The 14806-nt window shown below is 58.1% G+C and carries 16 protein-coding genes and 2 tRNA genes; 13 read left to right on the forward strand and 5 right to left on the reverse strand.

Annotated features, from left to right (window positions below; all coding sequences use genetic code 11):
- Positions 1–30 precede the first annotated feature (30 nt).
- The 4 genes from L085_RS17480 to rnt all read left to right on the forward strand — a co-directional run bounded on the left by L085_RS17480 (position 31) and on the right by rnt (position 3342).
- Positions 31–636 carry a TetR/AcrR family transcriptional regulator gene (locus tag L085_RS17480; protein ID WP_004931320.1) on the forward strand — a complete coding sequence of 202 codons (606 nt, stop codon included), beginning with the start codon at positions 31–33 and terminating at the stop codon, positions 634–636.
- Between the two features lie 90 nt (positions 637–726).
- Positions 727–1830 carry an alkene reductase gene (locus L085_RS17485; protein WP_044031340.1) on the forward strand — a complete coding sequence of 368 codons (1104 nt, stop codon included), beginning with the start codon at positions 727–729 and terminating at the stop codon, positions 1828–1830.
- A gap of 341 nt (positions 1831–2171) precedes the next feature.
- Positions 2172–2579 (forward strand): lactoylglutathione lyase, encoded by a 408-nt coding sequence (gloA, locus tag L085_RS17490; protein ID WP_004931325.1) that lies wholly within the window; start codon positions 2172–2174, stop codon positions 2577–2579.
- A 79-nt stretch (positions 2580–2658) separates the two neighbouring features.
- On the forward strand, positions 2659–3342 hold the full coding sequence (gene rnt / locus L085_RS17495) for a ribonuclease T (protein WP_044031341.1): 684 nt from the start codon (positions 2659–2661) through the stop codon (positions 3340–3342).
- 68 nt (positions 3343–3410) lie between these two features.
- Here rnt and L085_RS17500 read toward each other — a convergent pair whose 3' ends face one another.
- On the reverse strand, positions 3411–3758 hold the full coding sequence (locus L085_RS17500) for a Grx4 family monothiol glutaredoxin (protein ID WP_004931329.1): 348 nt from the start codon (positions 3756–3758) through the stop codon (positions 3411–3413).
- Positions 3759–4174: 416 nt separating this feature from the next.
- Between L085_RS17500 and L085_RS17505 the strand changes: the two genes are divergently transcribed.
- A complete protein-coding gene (locus L085_RS17505; RefSeq protein ID WP_004931330.1) occupies positions 4175–4993 on the forward strand; it encodes a C40 family peptidase in 819 nt (272 codons plus the stop codon).
- A 199-nt stretch (positions 4994–5192) separates the two neighbouring features.
- The gene (sodB, locus tag L085_RS17510; RefSeq protein WP_004931333.1) at positions 5193–5771 is read left to right on the forward strand and encodes a superoxide dismutase [Fe]; all 579 of its coding nucleotides are present in this window, start codon (positions 5193–5195) and stop codon (positions 5769–5771) included.
- A 64-nt stretch (positions 5772–5835) separates the two neighbouring features.
- On the opposite strand, the gene L085_RS25420 is transcribed toward sodB, so the two are convergent.
- The gene (locus L085_RS25420) at positions 5836–5925 is read right to left on the reverse strand and encodes a YnhF family membrane protein (protein WP_004931335.1); all 90 of its coding nucleotides are present in this window, start codon (positions 5923–5925) and stop codon (positions 5836–5838) included.
- Positions 5926–6249: 324 nt separating this feature from the next.
- On the opposite strand from L085_RS25420, the gene purR reads away from it, so the two are divergent.
- Complete coding sequence (purR, locus tag L085_RS17515) at positions 6250–7275, forward strand: HTH-type transcriptional repressor PurR (protein ID WP_004931336.1); 1026 nt, start codon at positions 6250–6252, stop codon at positions 7273–7275.
- Here purR and punR read toward each other — a convergent pair.
- Positions 7272–8216 (reverse strand): DNA-binding transcriptional activator PunR, encoded by a 945-nt coding sequence (gene punR, locus L085_RS17520; RefSeq protein WP_004931338.1) that lies wholly within the window; start codon positions 8214–8216, stop codon positions 7272–7274. The two genes, purR and punR, sit on opposite strands and share 4 nt — an antisense overlap.
- A gap of 123 nt (positions 8217–8339) precedes the next feature.
- Here punR and punC point away from each other — a divergent pair, with 123 nt between their 5' ends.
- Both punC and cfa read left to right on the forward strand, forming a co-directional pair.
- Complete coding sequence (gene punC / locus L085_RS17525) at positions 8340–9551, forward strand: purine nucleoside transporter PunC (RefSeq protein WP_044031342.1); 1212 nt, start codon at positions 8340–8342, stop codon at positions 9549–9551.
- 344 nt (positions 9552–9895) lie between these two features.
- The gene (gene cfa, locus L085_RS17530) at positions 9896–11047 is read left to right on the forward strand and encodes a cyclopropane fatty acyl phospholipid synthase (RefSeq protein WP_004931341.1); all 1152 of its coding nucleotides are present in this window, start codon (positions 9896–9898) and stop codon (positions 11045–11047) included.
- Positions 11048–11120: 73 nt separating this feature from the next.
- Here the strand turns inward: cfa and L085_RS17535 are convergent, their stop codons facing one another.
- Together L085_RS17535 and L085_RS17540 are read right to left on the reverse strand one after the other, a co-directional pair.
- Positions 11121–11414, reverse strand: a complete 294-nt coding sequence (locus L085_RS17535) for an I78 family peptidase inhibitor (protein WP_004931344.1) — start codon at positions 11412–11414, stop codon at positions 11121–11123.
- A gap of 54 nt (positions 11415–11468) precedes the next feature.
- Positions 11469–12119 (reverse strand): riboflavin synthase, encoded by a 651-nt coding sequence (locus tag L085_RS17540; RefSeq protein ID WP_044031343.1) that lies wholly within the window; start codon positions 12117–12119, stop codon positions 11469–11471.
- Positions 12120–12358: 239 nt separating this feature from the next.
- On the opposite strand from L085_RS17540, the gene L085_RS17545 reads away from it, so the two are divergent.
- From L085_RS17545 to L085_RS17560, 4 genes are all read left to right on the forward strand, one after another.
- The gene (locus tag L085_RS17545; RefSeq protein ID WP_015377722.1) at positions 12359–13735 is read left to right on the forward strand and encodes an MATE family efflux transporter; all 1377 of its coding nucleotides are present in this window, start codon (positions 12359–12361) and stop codon (positions 13733–13735) included.
- A 182-nt stretch (positions 13736–13917) separates the two neighbouring features.
- Positions 13918–13994, forward strand: a tRNA-Val gene (locus L085_RS17550).
- A gap of 20 nt (positions 13995–14014) precedes the next feature.
- Positions 14015–14091, forward strand: a tRNA-Val gene (locus L085_RS17555).
- A gap of 119 nt (positions 14092–14210) precedes the next feature.
- Positions 14211–14516: a cupin gene (locus L085_RS17560; protein ID WP_015377721.1), complete on the forward strand. Its 306-nt coding sequence runs from the start codon at positions 14211–14213 to the stop codon at positions 14514–14516.
- The last annotated feature ends 290 nt before the right edge of the window (positions 14517–14806 follow it).

Genomic DNA, 14806 nt, shown 5'->3' on the forward strand with positions numbered 1-14806 from the left:
ACCAATCGGTCTATTATGCTCGGCACCATGATGACCAAATCAACGCATTGCAACGTGGATACACGTGAACATCTGCTCGCCACCGGCGAAACCCTCAGCCTGCGCCTGGGCTTTACCGGCATGGGGCTGAGCGAACTGCTGGCCACCGCGGGCGTGCCGAAAGGCTCGTTCTACCACTATTTTCGCTCGAAGGAAGCCTTCGGCGAAGCGATGCTGCAGCGCTATTTCGCGCATTATGATGCAGAAATGCAGGCGCTGTTTGCCGACAGACGCGGTGATGCCCGCCACCAGCTGCTCGGCTATTACGCCCAGGCTATCAGCTACCACTGCCGCAGCGAATGCCACAACGCCTGCCTGGCGGTGAAGCTTTCCGCCGAGGTGAGCGATCTGTCGGAACCGATGCGCCATGCGCTGGAAACGGGCACCGCTCGCGTGATCGGCCACCTTCAGGAGGCCATCGAGCGCGGTATCGCCGAGGGCTCGCTGTCGGTAGCCATGAGCCCGGCGGCAACCGCAGAAACGCTGTATTCACTGTGGCTCGGCGCCACGCTGCGCGCCAAGATCCGTCACTCGCTGGCGCCGTTGACCAGCGCGCTGGAAAGCATCGAGTTGCTGCTGCGCCCGCCGCAACCGTAACGGTAACAACTTATTTTATTGAAAAAATGCAGTTCATGGTTTTTTATCGCCCATTACTAGACGACCGGTCTATTAAATACAGGATGCACTATGAAGACTGAAAAATTGCTCTCTCCGCTGAAGGTTGGCGCCATCACCCTGCCCAACCGCGTGTTTATGGCTCCGCTGACGCGTTTGCGCAGCATCGAGCCGGGCGATATTCCTACGCCGCTGATGGCGGAATATTACGCACAGCGCGCCAGCGCCGGCCTGATCGTGACCGAAGCGACCCAGGTTTCCTTCCAGGCGAAAGGCTACGCCGGCGCGCCCGGTTTGCATACGCCGGAGCAGATCGCCGCATGGAAAAACATCACGCAGGCAGTGCATGACAACAACGGCCACATCGCCGTGCAGCTGTGGCACGTAGGCCGCATTTCCCACGCCAGCCTGCAGCCAGGCGGGCAAGCGCCGGTCGCACCTTCGGCCATCAACGCCGAAACCCGCACCACCGTGCGTGATGAAACCGGCGCCTGGGTGCGCGTGCCGACCTCCACGCCGCGCGCGCTGGAAACCAGCGAGATCCCGGGCATCATCAACGATTTCCGCCAGGCAACCGCCAACGCGCGCGAAGCCGGTTTCGACTTCATCGAACTGCATGCTGCCCATGGCTATCTGCTGCACCAGTTCATGTCACCGGCTTCCAACCAACGTACCGATCAATACGGTGGCAGCATTGAGAATCGCACCCGCCTGACGCTGGAAGTGGTCGACGCCACCATCGCCGAATGGGGTGCCGAACACATCGGTATCCGTATCTCGCCGCTGGGGCCGTTCAACGGGCTGGACAACGGCGAAGATCAGGAAGAAGCAGCGCTGTATCTGGTGGAAGAGCTGAATAAGCGCAATATCGCTTACCTGCACATCTCCGAACCTGACTGGGCCGGCGGCAAACCGTATTCCGACGCCTTCCGCGACTCGGTGCGCGCCCACTTTAAAGGGGTGATTGTCGGTGCCGGCGCCTACACCGCCGAAAAAGCCGAAGCATTGATCGATAAAGGTTTCATCGACGCGGTGGCCTTCGGCCGCAGCTACATCGCCAACCCGGATCTGGTAGAGCGTTTCCGCCAGCACGCCCCGCTGAACGAACCTAAGCCGGAAACCTTCTACGGCGGCGGCGCCGAAGGCTATACCGACTATCCGTTTCTGGCGAAGTAATCTGTCCTGACCCCAACGGCCACGCAATCGCATGGCCGTTTTTTATGCGTCGCGCGCAAAGCAAAAAGGCCCGCACGAGGCGGGCCGCTGTTCCCTGGTGTTGATCTTTATTACCGTTCGATTTTTACACGATCGCCGCTGGAATAGATAATTGATTGTGCAGATCAATTACTCTGTATCGATCGGTACACTCGATCAATATTTAGACACCCGCAACGCGAGACCACAAAGTGACATTGTCACCAGCTCGTCACGTTGAATTCCCTTGCGGGACAAGGCTATACTCGCTTGTGCTTCAATCCACCCGCCGTCTGCCACGGCACAGTCAATTCAGAGGAATTATGCGCTTACTCCATACCATGATCCGCGTCGGTGACCTGCAACGCGCCATCGACTTCTACACCAAGGTATTAGGCATGCGCCTGCTGCGCACCAGCGAAAACCCGGAGTACAAATACTCCCTGGCTTTCGTCGGCTATACGGAAGAGAGCGAAGGCGCAGTTATCGAACTGACCTATAACTGGGGCACCGACAGCTACGATATGGGCACCGCCTTCGGCCACCTGGCGCTGGGCGTGGATGACGTTGCCGCCACCTGCGACAGCATCCGTCGCGCCGGCGGCAAAGTCACCCGCGAAGCCGGCCCGGTGAAAGGCGGTACCACGGTTATCGCCTTCGTCGAAGATCCGGACGGCTACAAAATCGAGCTGATCGAAAACAAACACGCCGGTCAGGGCCTCGGCCACTAAGCCTCCCCTTCAGGGCGCGTTGGCGCCCTGCTGATTCTCCGCGCGATAGCGCCTGCAACCGGGCGCAAAATTTGCCATAATGCGCGCTGCATTCGATGAAGATAAGAAACTGATGGCCGAGAAAAGTGATCTTAACGCCCTGAGTGGTCGTTTTCGTGGGTTTTATCCCGTAGTAATAGATGTTGAAACCGCCGGCTTCAACGCCAATACCGATGCGTTGCTGGAGATCGCCGCCGTCACGCTGAAAATGGATGAGGACGGCTGGCTGCAGCGGGACGAAACCCTGCACTTCCACGTGGAGCCTTTCGAGGGCGCCAACCTGCAGCCGGAAGCGCTGGCGTTTAACGGCATCGATCCGCACAATCCGCTGCGCGGCGCGGTCAGCGAATATGACGCGCTGCACGCCATTTTCAAAGCGGTGCGCAAAGGGCTCAAGGATCGCGGTTGCAATCGCGCCATTATCGTGGCGCACAACGCCAACTTCGATCACAGCTTTTTGATGGCCGCGGCCGAACGCGCCGGCCTGAAGCGCAACCCGTTCCATCCGTTCGCCACCTTCGACACCGCCGCGCTGAGCGGCCTGGTGCTGGGGCAAACGGTGCTGGCCAAAGCCTGCATCACCGCCGGCATGCCGTTCGACAGCAGCCAGGCTCACTCCGCGCTGTACGACACCGAGCAAACCGCCCTGCTGTTTTGCGAGCTGGTTAACCGCTGGAAACGTCTCGGCGGCTGGCCGCTGCCCGCCGGCGATCTCGCCGAATAAAACCAACAAAAAAGGCGGCCCAGTTTGCACTGGCGCCGCCCGTTACGCGATAATCGCAAGCCCGTCGATTAAGACTGCTGGTCTTCCTGCGCTTTATACTTTTCTGCCGTTTCTTTGATCAGTTGCTGCAGTTCGCCGCGCTGATACATCTCGATGATGATATCGCAACCGCCGACCAGCTCACCATCTACCCACAGCTGCGGGAACGTCGGCCAGTTGGCGTATTTTGGCAGCTCGGCGCGGATATCCGGGTTCTGCAAAATGTCCACATAGGCGAAACGCTCGCCGCAGGCGGACAGCGCTTGCACAGCCTGCGCGGAAAAGCCGCAGCTCGGCAGCTTTGGCGAACCTTTCATGTACAGCAGAATCGGGTTTTCAGCGATCTGGTGCTGAATTTTTTCAAGTGTCGTCGTCATTTATTGCTTCCTCAAGCCACATTTCATGGCTACAACATGCATCACGCGGGCTATTGTAGCGGCTGGAACAGTCGCAAGAAAACGCCATCTTTTGCAAGGATATTCGCCCGCCGCCGATCGCGTTTCACCGGCCACGTCATTCCGGTCAAAACATACGTTGAGAATAACATTTTTAATCCGACCATTTCACTAATATATTGCGCCGCGATGCCGGCGCGGCTTAATTATATCCGCCACCGTCGCCTGGCGCTTTTTTATACATCAACAGGCTGATTTTAAACCAAAAAAAATGTCATTAACGTTTTCTCACAATATGGATTATTATTTATGAGTTCTTCGCTGTTTTATATGGTGAAGTTCGGGAATACTGTAACTCTTTCGATATCCGTTTCGGGGCCAAGGTTGGTGACGTCGACATGCGTTTAATTCTTACGCTCTTTGCGCTGCTGTTTACGCAGCTCTTCTTCAATTTGGCGCACGCTGCGCCACAGGCGCGCGTTGCCGCCGAGCAGCGTAAAAGCCATGCTAATGAAGCGCGGCCCGATGACCGCAGAAAAAAGAAAGCGGATAAAGCCGCCAAAAAAGCCAAAGTGACGGCCCCCGAGAAAAAAACCAAGACCGCCAAGGCCAAAAGCGAGAAAAGCGCGAAAAAGATCGTCAGCGCCAAACCCAAGGCCAAAGCGCAGAAAACCGCCAAGATTAAAGTCACCCCGCCGAAAAAGGGCTATAAAAAAGGCTATGGCCGCCACCGCGACGCCGGTATGGCCACCGCCAAACTGGCGCGTGAAGAAAAGCCGTTAAAACTCAGCCCGGCGCACAAAAAACGTTACCAGCATGCCAAACAGACCGCGATGGCCAAGCTGATGGATCAGATGGGCAAGCCTTACCGCTGGGGCGGCAGCTCGCCGCGCACCGGCTTCGACTGCAGCGGCCTTATCTATTACGCCTATAAGGACGTGGTGAAAATCAAGATGCCGCGCACCGCCAACGAAATGTATCACCTGCGCGACGCGGCGCCGATCAAGAAAAGCGAACTGGAAAGCGGCGATTTGGTGTTCTTCCGCATCAACAACCGCGGCGTGGCGGACCATGTCGGCGTCTATCTCGGTAACGGCAAATTCATCCAGTCGCCGCGCACCGGCGAAGAGATCCGCATCAGCCAGCTCGACAACGACTATTGGCAAAACCATTACATCGGCGCACGCCGCGTAGTGACGCCGAAAACCATTCGTTAATTCCCTGTTCTGCGCGGTTGCGGCCCCGGTCACAACCGCCTGCTCAAGCTATCGCCCATCGCACTCCCCCACGCGCATTTCTCGCTTTTCCTCCTGTTTTTTATGATGAAAATTGTTAAGATTGAATGACCACAATAAAAAACGGCCCATCTGGCTCCCGCCTGGGCGGGAAGAAAGTGGCGCTGTAAAGGAGGAAGCAATGTCGTTTGAATTACCTGCATTACCGTATGAGAAAAACGCGCTCGAGCCGCACATCTCCGCCGAGACCCTGGAATACCACTACGGCAAACACCACAATACCTACGTGGTTAACCTGAACAACCTGGTGAAAGGCAGCGAGTTCGAGGGCAAATCGCTCGAAGAGATCATCAAGACCTCCAACGGCGGCGTGTTCAACAACGCCGCGCAGGTGTGGAACCACACCTTCTACTGGCACTGCCTGTCGCCACAGGGCGGCGGTGAACCGCAGGGCGAACTGGCGGCGGCGATCGTCAAATCCTTCGGCTCTTTCGCTGCGTTCAAAGAGCAGTTCACCGATGCCGCCGTGAAAAACTTCGGCGCCGGCTGGACCTGGCTGGTGAAAAAACCGGACGGCGCGCTGGCGATCGTCAACACCTCCAACGCGGCAACTCCGCTGACCGGTGAAGATAAACCGCTGCTGACCGTTGACGTGTGGGAACACGCGTATTACATCGATTACCGCAATGCGCGTCCAAAATACCTGGAAAACTTCTGGGCGTTGGTCAACTGGACATTTGCGGCGGAAAACCTGGCGTAAACGCAGGCCTTGCCTAAGTGATGAGGCGCAGCCAGGCTGCGCCTTTTTTATAACTGGCGGGAAATCAGTTCAACGCGGCGACAAAGCTGAAAGCGATGATCATCGCCAACGCGCCGACGGTAGTGAACAGAGACATCTTCAGATCGGTATCCATGACAACTCCTTTAAAATGGGCTTTCCTAAGGATAAAAGGCGCACAATTAGTACGTCAAATCATTTTCCCACAGTTCGCCGATAAAATCTTGTTATCATTTCCCGGTTTATAATCTCGATTACCTCTTCCACTTTTGTTCAATATGCGACAAAATTCGCAGTTCACAACTGCGTACCGGCATCCATGCCCCTCCTGATTAAGCGCTGAAGACTTCAACACACTAAAAACTCAGTTTTCGCTTCTCTGGAGAAGGATCTACGTAGGCAAACGATTAACATCACACTTACATGCTGTAAACATGTGAGTTCAGGAGTCATTCCTTACATGGCAACGATTAAAGATGTGGCCAAACGCGCGGGCGTTTCCACCACCACCGTTTCGCACGTCATCAATAAGACTCGTTTCGTCGCCGAAGAGACCAAAGCGGCCGTGTGGGCCGCGATCAAAGAGCTGCACTACTCGCCGAGCGCCGTGGCGCGCAGCCTGAAAGTCAATCACACCAAGTCTATCGGTCTGCTGGCCACCTCGAGCGAAGCACCCTATTTTGCCGAAGTGATCGAGGCGGTGGAAAACAGCTGCTACAGCAAAGGTTACACCCTGATCCTGTGCAACTCGCACAACAATCTGGACAAGCAGCGCGCCTACCTGGCGATGCTGGCGCAAAAGCGCGTCGACGGCCTGCTGGTCATGTGTTCCGAATACCCGGATCAACTGCTGGGCATGCTGGAGGACTACCGTAATATCCCGATGGTGGTGATGGACTGGGGCGCCGCGCGCGGCGACTTCACCGACACCATCATCGATAACGCGTTCGAAGGCGGCTATCTGGCCGGCCGTTACCTGATCGAGCGCGGTCACCGCGATATCGGTGCCATCCCGGGCCAGCTGTCGCGCAACACCGGCGGCGGCCGTCATCAGGGCTTTATGAAGGCGCTGCAGGAAGCGCATATCGACATTCGCGAAGAGTGGATCGTCCAGGGTGACTTCGAGCCGGAGTCCGGCTACAAGGCGATGCACCAAATCCTGTCGCAAAAACAGCGGCCGACCGCGGTATTTTGCGGCGGCGACATCATGGCGATGGGCGCCATCTGCGCCGCTGACGAGCTGGGGCTGCGAGTGCCGCAGGATATTTCCGTGATCGGCTATGACAACGTGCGCAACGCCCGCTACTTCACCCCGGCGCTGACCACCATTCACCAGCCTAAAGAGCGCCTGGGAGAAATGGCCTTCACCATGCTGCTGGATCGCATCATCAGCAAGCGCGAAGAATCGCAGGTGATCGAAGTGCATCCGAAGCTGGTGGAACGCCGTTCGGTCGCCGACGGTCCGTTCATCGACTACCGCCGCTAATCCCCTGAGCCGGAAGCCTGCACGGCTTCCGGCGCCGCCTCGCTCAGCCACTCCTGATTCAGCGTCTCGCCATCGCCCAGATACGCCAGCAGCCAACTCATCGCCGGCGACGGTTTATCCTGCTGCCAGGTCAGGCAGCAAGGGCTGGCGGGAAACGGCTGCTGCAGCTGCAACGCCTTCAGCTCACCGCGCTGCACCAGCGGCAGCGCCCGATGCGCCGGCATCATGCCGACGCACAGCCCGGCGCACAGACAGTCGAGCGCCGATGTCCAGTCCGGCACCACCAGCCGCCGCTGGTTATCCAGCGTCCAGGTGACGCGCTTGGGCAGATTGCGCGAGGTGTCTTCCAGACAAAGCGCAGGGTACGGCCTCAACCGATCGTCATTTAACGGCCCTGCCAGCTGCGCCAGCGGATGCTGTGGGCTGACTACGCACAGCCAGTTCATGTAGCCCATATCGCGGAAGGCAAAGCCGCCGCCGACCGGCACCGCGCGCGTGGCGCCGATCGCCATGTCCACCCTGCCGTCCACCAACGCATCCCAAACGCCGTTGAACACTTCGGGTTGCAGCATCAGTTCAACATCGGGGAAATGGCGGTAGAAATCCAGCACCAGCTGGCGGCTGCGCTGGGGTTTGACGATGATGTCGACTGCGATATTCAGCTGGCCGCGCCACCCGTTGGCCACCTGCTGACAGTGGCGACGGGTGTCGAGCATTTTTTTGATAACAACTCTCGCATCCTTGATAAACAGCGCGCCGGCCGGCGTCAACTCCACATCACGGTGACGCCGCTCAAACAGCGGCACCGCCAGCCATTGTTCCAGTTGCCGCACGGTATAGCTCACCGCCGACGGCACCCGGTGCAGCTCCTGCGCCGCCGCGCTGAAACTGCCGGTGCGCGCGACCGCGTCAACAACTTCAAGAGAATATTCAGACCACATCGCTTTGCCTTCAATTTTTTTAACAGCACTTTGCAAATATTACCGTTTCACAAGCAGAGATCCAGCCGGATACACTGGCCGGCGCTAAAAACCTGCGACACTAAAATATTAACGAGAAATACCATGCGAAATTCTTTTGGCTTTATGTTCTACCTCGCCGGCCTGAGCATGCTGGGTTATCTGGCGACCGATATGTACCTGCCCGCCTTCGGCGCCATGCGGGAGGAACTGCAAATTTCCGCCGGCGCGGTCAGCGCCAGCCTGAGCATCTTTCTGGCCGGCTTCGCCTTCGCGCAACTGCTGTGGGGGCCCCTCTCCGACCGACTGGGCCGCAAACCGGTATTATTGATTGGCCTGACGCTGTTCGCGCTCGGCTGCCTGGGCATGCTGTGGGTAGAAAATGCCGTGCAGCTCTGGATACTGCGCTTTATTCAGGCCGTCGGCGTCTGTTCCGCCACCGCCATCTGGCAAGCGCTGGTGGTCGACCGCTATCGCGAAGGCCAGGCCAACCGCGTGTTCGCCACCATCATGCCGCTGGTGGCGCTGTCACCGGCGCTGGCGCCGCTGCTTGGCGCCTGGCTGCTGAACCACGCCAGCTGGCGTGCGATCTTCGCCGCGCTGTTGGTGATCACCGCGCTGCTGCTGCTGCCGACGCTGCTGCTCAAAGAGCGCGCCAAAACGCACCCCGCCGCCGACGCGCCGAAAAACGGCGTCAGCTTCTGGCAACTGTTGAAATCTCCGGTGTTCAGCGGCAACGTCGCTATGTACGCCGCCTGCTCGGCCGGTTTCTTCGCCTGGCTGACCGGTTCGCCGTTCATCCTCGGCGATATGGGCTATAGCCCGAGCGACATCGGTCTGAGCTATGTGCCGCAAACGCTGGCCTTCCTGCTGGGCGGCTACGGCTGCCGCGCCGCGCTTAAGCGCATCAATGGCAAAACTCTGCTGCCGTGGCTGCTGGTAGCTTATGGTGTCAGCATGGTGGCGCTGTATCTGGTGGCGACCCTGACCAATCCGACGCTCACCACGCTGCTGATCCCATTCTGCGTGATGGCGCTGGTCAACGGCGCCGGCTACCCGATCATGGTGGCGAATGCGCTGATGCCGTTCCCGGAAAGCAGCGGCAAAGCCGCCGCGCTGCAAAATACGCTGCAACTGGGGCTGTGTTTTGTGGCAAGCATGCTGGTGTCGGCGTTTATTGCCCAGCCGCTGTTGGCGACGGTGACGGTGATGGTATCTACGGTAGTCCTGGCCGCGCTGGGTTATTTCCTGCAGCGGGGAAAAGCGGCTGATGCGCAGCAAAAGGCACAGCGGGAACATGCTAACTCAGCGTCATAATTGCCAAGATTAATAATCACTTAAAGAATATGTGTGCCGAGTGCGATTTACAGTTGAGTCAACGCCTCGGCACGCCTATACTCAAAAACAACCTTGTAAAGTAACACCTTATAATCTCTATATCTCAATCAGCTATTGTGTACGCGCCTTGCGTCACACTCTTTTTTTAAAGGGGCGTTTATCCTGCGCCGTTTGCGTCGGGCCGTTTCTTTAAATTTCCTCTGTTCATAGTCGGATATCAGACGCCGCGGGCTTATTTCCCGTTGGTATAGGTATGCACCCGCAGAAATTGTCTAAGCTGTTTCCTAACGGGTCATCAGTCAGAAGAAGGTGATGGAGAAGCTATGAGTTCATCGTGTATAGAAGATCTGAGCATCCAGGATAACCAGTGGTACCGTATCGCGCACGAAATGCTCGGTCTGGCCGGTATCGAAATCAACGGATCGCGCCCTTTCGATATTCAGGTTAAAAATCCCGAATTCTTTAAACGCGTTTTGCAGCAAGGGTCACTGGGCCTGGGCGAAAGCTATATGGACGGTTGGTGGGAGTGCGAGCGGCTGGATATGTTCTTCCAGCGCGTGGTCAGCGCCGGGCTGGAGAAGAAACTCCCCCACCACCTGAAAGATACCCTGCGTATCGCCGCCGCGCGCCTGACCAATCTGCAATCGAAAAAGCGCGCCTGGATCGTCGGCAAAGAACATTACGATCTCGGCAACGATCTGTTTACCCTGATGCTCGATCCTTACATGCAGTATTCCTGCGGCTACTGGAAAGACGCCACCACGCTGGAGGAAGCGCAGGAAGCCAAGCTGCGGATGATCTGCGAGAAACTGCAGCTGCAGCCGGGCATGCGTTTGCTGGACATCGGCTGCGGCTGGGGCGGCCTTTCCGCCTATGCGGCGAAAAATTACGGCGTGTCGGTGGTCGGCGTGACCATTTCCGCCGAACAGCAGAAGCTGGCTCAGGCGCGCTGCGCCGGGCTGGATGTGCAGATCCTGTTGCAGGATTACCGCGATTTGCACCAGCAGTTCGATCGCATTGTCTCGGTCGGCATGTTCGAGCACGTCGGGCCGAAAAACTACCGCACCTATTTCGACGTGGTGGAGCGCAATCTGGCGCCGCACGGCCTGTTCCTGCTGCACACCATCGGCTCCAACAAGACCGACATGAACGTCGATCCCTGGATCAACAAATATATCTTCCCGAACGGTTGCCTGCCCTCCGTGAGGCATATCGCCGAGGCCAGCGAAGGCCATTTCGTGATGGAAGACTGGCACAACATCGGCGCCGACTACGATCGCACGCTGATGGCCTGGTTCGAGCGCTTCAAACAGGCGTGGCCGCAGCTCGCCGAGCGCTATTCCGAACGCTTCGAACGGATGTTCAGCTATTACCTGAACGCCTGCGCCGGCGCGTTCCGGGCGCGCGATCTGCAGTTATGGCAGGTGGTGTTCAGCCCGAAAGGCGTTGAAGGCGGCATTCGCGTCGCCCGCTGAACGCTTTCCCGATAAAAAAGCCCCGGCAACATCTTCGCCGGGGCTTTTTTTTGCTCTTTCGAAACCCTGCGGGTTAACCGCAATAAACGCGAATAATTTTATCGTCGCTGTCGCCAAGGAAGTTCAGACGGCGCAGGTTGAAATCCATGGTGACGGCAGAGTTGTACGGAATGGCTCGCACCTTGCCGTCGATCCGCACGCCTTCCAGCGAGGTCATCGGTTTGCCGACAAAATTTTGATACTGCGAAGCGCCGCAGGTATCGTCCGCATCGGCCATTTGCGCGCCCGCGCCCTGCTCAGGCGAACTGCTGCAAGCGCTCAGCGCCAGCAACGCGGTTAACAACAACGTTTTCCCATAAAACTTCACGCGTTTCTCCTCTCTGCTTATGATTCGATGCCGGCGGTCACGCCAGAATCGCTGTCAGTCTTTGTGCGCCGGCGCCATCGCCGCGGCCAACGTCGCTTCCCGATTGGCCAGCACGCGCTCTACGGTGTCCACCACCGCCTGCGTTTGCGGATCGATCTCGATGTTCACCTTGTCGCCGAGGCGTTTTTTACCCAGCGTGGTGCGATCCAGCGTTTCCGGGATCAGGTGCACGCAGAAACGGTTATTCACCACTTCGCCGATGGTCAGGCTAATGCCGTCGATGCCGATGAAACCTTTGTGCAGCACATATTTCATCAATTCCGCATCCGGCATGCGCAGCCATACCTGGCGGTTATTTTCCGAGGTATAAATCTTGGCCACTTCCGCCGTGCAGATAATATGGCCGGACATCAAATGGCCGCCAATTTCGTCATTGAACTTCGCCGCGCGCTCGATATTGACGATGTCGCCCAGCACCAGATCGCCGAGGTTGGTCAGGCGCAACGTTTCTTTGATCAAATCGAAGCTGACGCGGTTGCCTTCCACCGCGGTGACGGTCAGGCAGCAGCCGTTATGGGCCACCGACGCGCCCAGCTCCAGCCCCGGCAGCAGCTCGGCAGGCATTTCGATCACGTGGGTGCGGAAATTGGGTTTCTCATCAATGGCGACCAGCGGCGCGGTGCCTTGTACGATACCGGTGAACATATGTGCCTCTTCTTGCTAAATAGGTTAAAACTCTACCGGCAGTTTGCCCCAGTTGGCGCTGAAAACCAAATCCGCGACGGTAAAAAAAGAATGGCTGCGCATTTAATAACTATTTATCTGCGGCGTTTGCTTAACGACGCCGAGCAGGTACAATCTTTTTGACAAAATTCCGCTATTTTAATTGTTGTCCTCTCGCGGCAGCCCTCCCTCCCACATATATAAATAGAAAAGGTGTATGCGTGCAGAAGTACTTAATTGAAGCGCGTAGTTTATTGGCTCTCGCTATCCCGGTCATCATCGCGCAAATATCACAAACCGCCATGGGCGTGGTGGATACCATCATGGCCGGCGCTTACAGCGCCACCGACATGGCGGCGGTGGCGGTCGGCACCTCGATCTGGTTGCCGGCCATTTTGTTCGGCCACGGCCTGCTGCTGGCGCTGACCCCGGTTATCGCCCAGCTCAACGGCGCCGGCCGTCGCGATCGCATCGCCCATCAGGTGCGTCAGGGCTTCTGGCTGGCCTTCGGCGTCTCTGTGCTGCTGATCGTCGTGCTGTATAACTGCAAGTTCGTCATCGACATGATGCACAACATCGATCCGCAGTTGGCGGATAAAGCCGTCGGCTATCTGCACGCCATCATGTGGGGGGCGCCGGGTTACCTGTTCTTCCAGGTGATGCGCAACCAGTGCGAGGGGCTGTCCAAAACCAAACCCGGCATGGTGATCGGCTTCCTCGGCCTGCTGGTGAATATCCCGATCAACTACATCTTTATCTACGGCAAGTTCGGCATGCCGGAGTTGGGCGGCGTCGGCTGCGGCGTCGCCACCGGCAGCGTCTACTGGATCATGTTCCTGATGATGCGCTGGTACGTGAAGCGCGCGCCGTCGCAGCGCGACATCAAACGCCAGGCCGGCGATCTCGGCGGCCCGGACTGGGCGGCGCTAAGGCGCCTGATCGGCATCGGCATGCCGGTGGCGCTGGCGCTGTTCTTCGAAGTCACGCTGTTCGCGGTGGTGGCGCTGCTGGTTTCACCGCTGGGGATCGTCGCGGTCGCCGGCCACCAGATCGCACTTAACTTCAGCGCGCTGATGTTCGTGCTGCCGCTGTCGCTGGGCGTCGGCGCCACCATCCGCGTCGGTTATCGTCTGGGGGAAGGTTCGGTCGAAGGCGCGCGCGTCGCCGCTTACTCCGCCATCGGCGTCGGCATCACCATGGCCGTCTGCACCGCGCTGTTTACCGCCACCTTCCGCGAACCGATCGCCCTGCTGTACAACGACAGCCCGGCGGTGGTGGCGATGGCCTCGCAGTTGATGCTGCTGGCGGCGCTGTACCAGATCTCGGATTCGGTCCAGGTGATCGGCAGCGGCGTGCTGCGCGGTTATAAAGATACCCGCGCGATCTTCTTCATCACCTTTATCGCTTATTGGGTGTTGGGCCTGCCGAGCGGCTATCTGCTGGCGTTAACCGATGCGCTGGTGCCGGCGATGGGGCCAAGCGGTTTCTGGATCGGCTTTATCATCGGACTGACCTTCGCCGCCATCATGATGGCGCTGCGCATGCGCTGGCTGCAGAAACAGCCGACCACCGTCATCCTGCAGCGATCCACGCGCTGAACCCGCAGCCCGGCCGGTTTCCTCCCCGGCCGGGCTGCGGTTTGCGGAAAAAAACGCCGGACTGCGCACAACCTCAGCAATCGCGTGAAATACCGAATAAAATTGCGCTTTTCCCCTTGCCAGCGCGCGGGTAGCTCGTTAATATTCGTCCCCGCTGTCAGCCATGACAGACAGGAAAAGATGCGTCCGTAGCTCAGTTGGTTAGAGCACCACCTTGACATGGTGGGGGTCGGTGGTTCGAGTCCACTCGGACGCACCAAATTCCTGAAGCAGCGCAGTGCGTCCGTAGCTCAGTTGGTTAGAGCACCACCTTGACATGGTGGGGGTCGGTGGTTCGAGTCCACTCGGACGCACCATATTGCTGATTCATCTCTCCCTGTCACGTTATACTTCCCGTTGTATCGTCTCTGCCCGACCGTTCGATTTTTCATGTCGATTGCGCCGAACTACCGCCATCAGCCATCAGGAACGCCACATGACCACCTTCACCGCCAAAACCGCCTTTTTGCCGCTCGACAATGGCCTTGCCCGCCGTGAAGGCGTGATGAGCGACGGTTCGCCGGCGGCGGAAGTGCGTTTCGAGGCCGGCGCCTTCGGCCAGCTGCAAAAGCCCGCGCACGCGCTGCAAACCCGGGTGATATCCGGCGAATTCGAGTTCACCCTCGGCGGCGACACCCGGATAGTACGTGCCGGTGAGAGCCTTACCCTGCCGGCCAACGTCGCCAGCGGCTGCTTCTGCCTGAGCGCCGGCACGCTGCTGGAAATTCCCCAAACGCGTTAAACCTGCATTTACAGCAAGGTTATTTGCGCAACAAGCGGCCCGCAACGCGTTGCATTTGCGCCACATTTAGCCCCGTTTTGCTCTATCCGCCGCACCGCCGCGGTTTTTTATTTTGTTTCCCGCCGCTTAGCCTTTATAATGCGCAACGTCTATCAGTTGAATGGTTTCAGCCCTTGATCTGCGAAAACGCAATAACAACACGATGTGATCTTACCCCGTTGCGCAGCATCCCCGCGCCCCCGCGCGGGCTGAATTTTTCCGCCCCACTTCAACTGTCGTCACCTATCCTT

Origin of the sequence: Serratia sp. FS14, assembly GCF_000695995.1 — a bacterium.
GTDB classification, from domain to species: Bacteria; Pseudomonadota; Gammaproteobacteria; order Enterobacterales; family Enterobacteriaceae; genus Serratia; species Serratia nematodiphila.

Bases quoted from the DNA above. Each gene is read 5' to 3' on its own strand.
- L085_RS17480 (WP_004931320.1), top strand. From the start codon at position 31: ATGACCAAATCAACGCATTGCAACGTGGATACACGTGAACATCTGCTC.
- L085_RS17485 (WP_044031340.1), top strand. From the start codon at position 727: ATGAAGACTGAAAAATTGCTCTCTCCGCTGAAGGTTGGCGCCATCACC.
- gloA (WP_004931325.1), top strand. From the start codon at position 2,172: ATGCGCTTACTCCATACCATGATCCGCGTCGGTGACCTGCAACGCGCC.
- rnt (WP_044031341.1), top strand. From the start codon at position 2,659: ATGCGCGCTGCATTCGATGAAGATAAGAAACTGATGGCCGAGAAAAGT.
- L085_RS17500 (WP_004931329.1), bottom strand. From the start codon at position 3,758: ATGACGACGACACTTGAAAAAATTCAGCACCAGATCGCTGAAAACCCG.
- L085_RS17505 (WP_004931330.1), top strand. From the start codon at position 4,175: ATGCGTTTAATTCTTACGCTCTTTGCGCTGCTGTTTACGCAGCTCTTC.
- sodB (WP_004931333.1), top strand. From the start codon at position 5,193: ATGTCGTTTGAATTACCTGCATTACCGTATGAGAAAAACGCGCTCGAG.
- L085_RS25420 (WP_004931335.1), bottom strand. From the start codon at position 5,925: ATGGATACCGATCTGAAGATGTCTCTGTTCACTACCGTCGGCGCGTTG.
- purR (WP_004931336.1), top strand. From the start codon at position 6,250: ATGGCAACGATTAAAGATGTGGCCAAACGCGCGGGCGTTTCCACCACC.
- punR (WP_004931338.1), bottom strand. From the start codon at position 8,216: ATGTGGTCTGAATATTCTCTTGAAGTTGTTGACGCGGTCGCGCGCACC.
- punC (WP_044031342.1), top strand. From the start codon at position 8,340: ATGCGAAATTCTTTTGGCTTTATGTTCTACCTCGCCGGCCTGAGCATG.
- cfa (WP_004931341.1), top strand. From the start codon at position 9,896: ATGAGTTCATCGTGTATAGAAGATCTGAGCATCCAGGATAACCAGTGG.
- L085_RS17540 (WP_044031343.1), bottom strand. From the start codon at position 12,119: ATGTTCACCGGTATCGTACAAGGCACCGCGCCGCTGGTCGCCATTGAT.
- L085_RS17560 (WP_015377721.1), top strand. From the start codon at position 14,211: ATGACCACCTTCACCGCCAAAACCGCCTTTTTGCCGCTCGACAATGGC.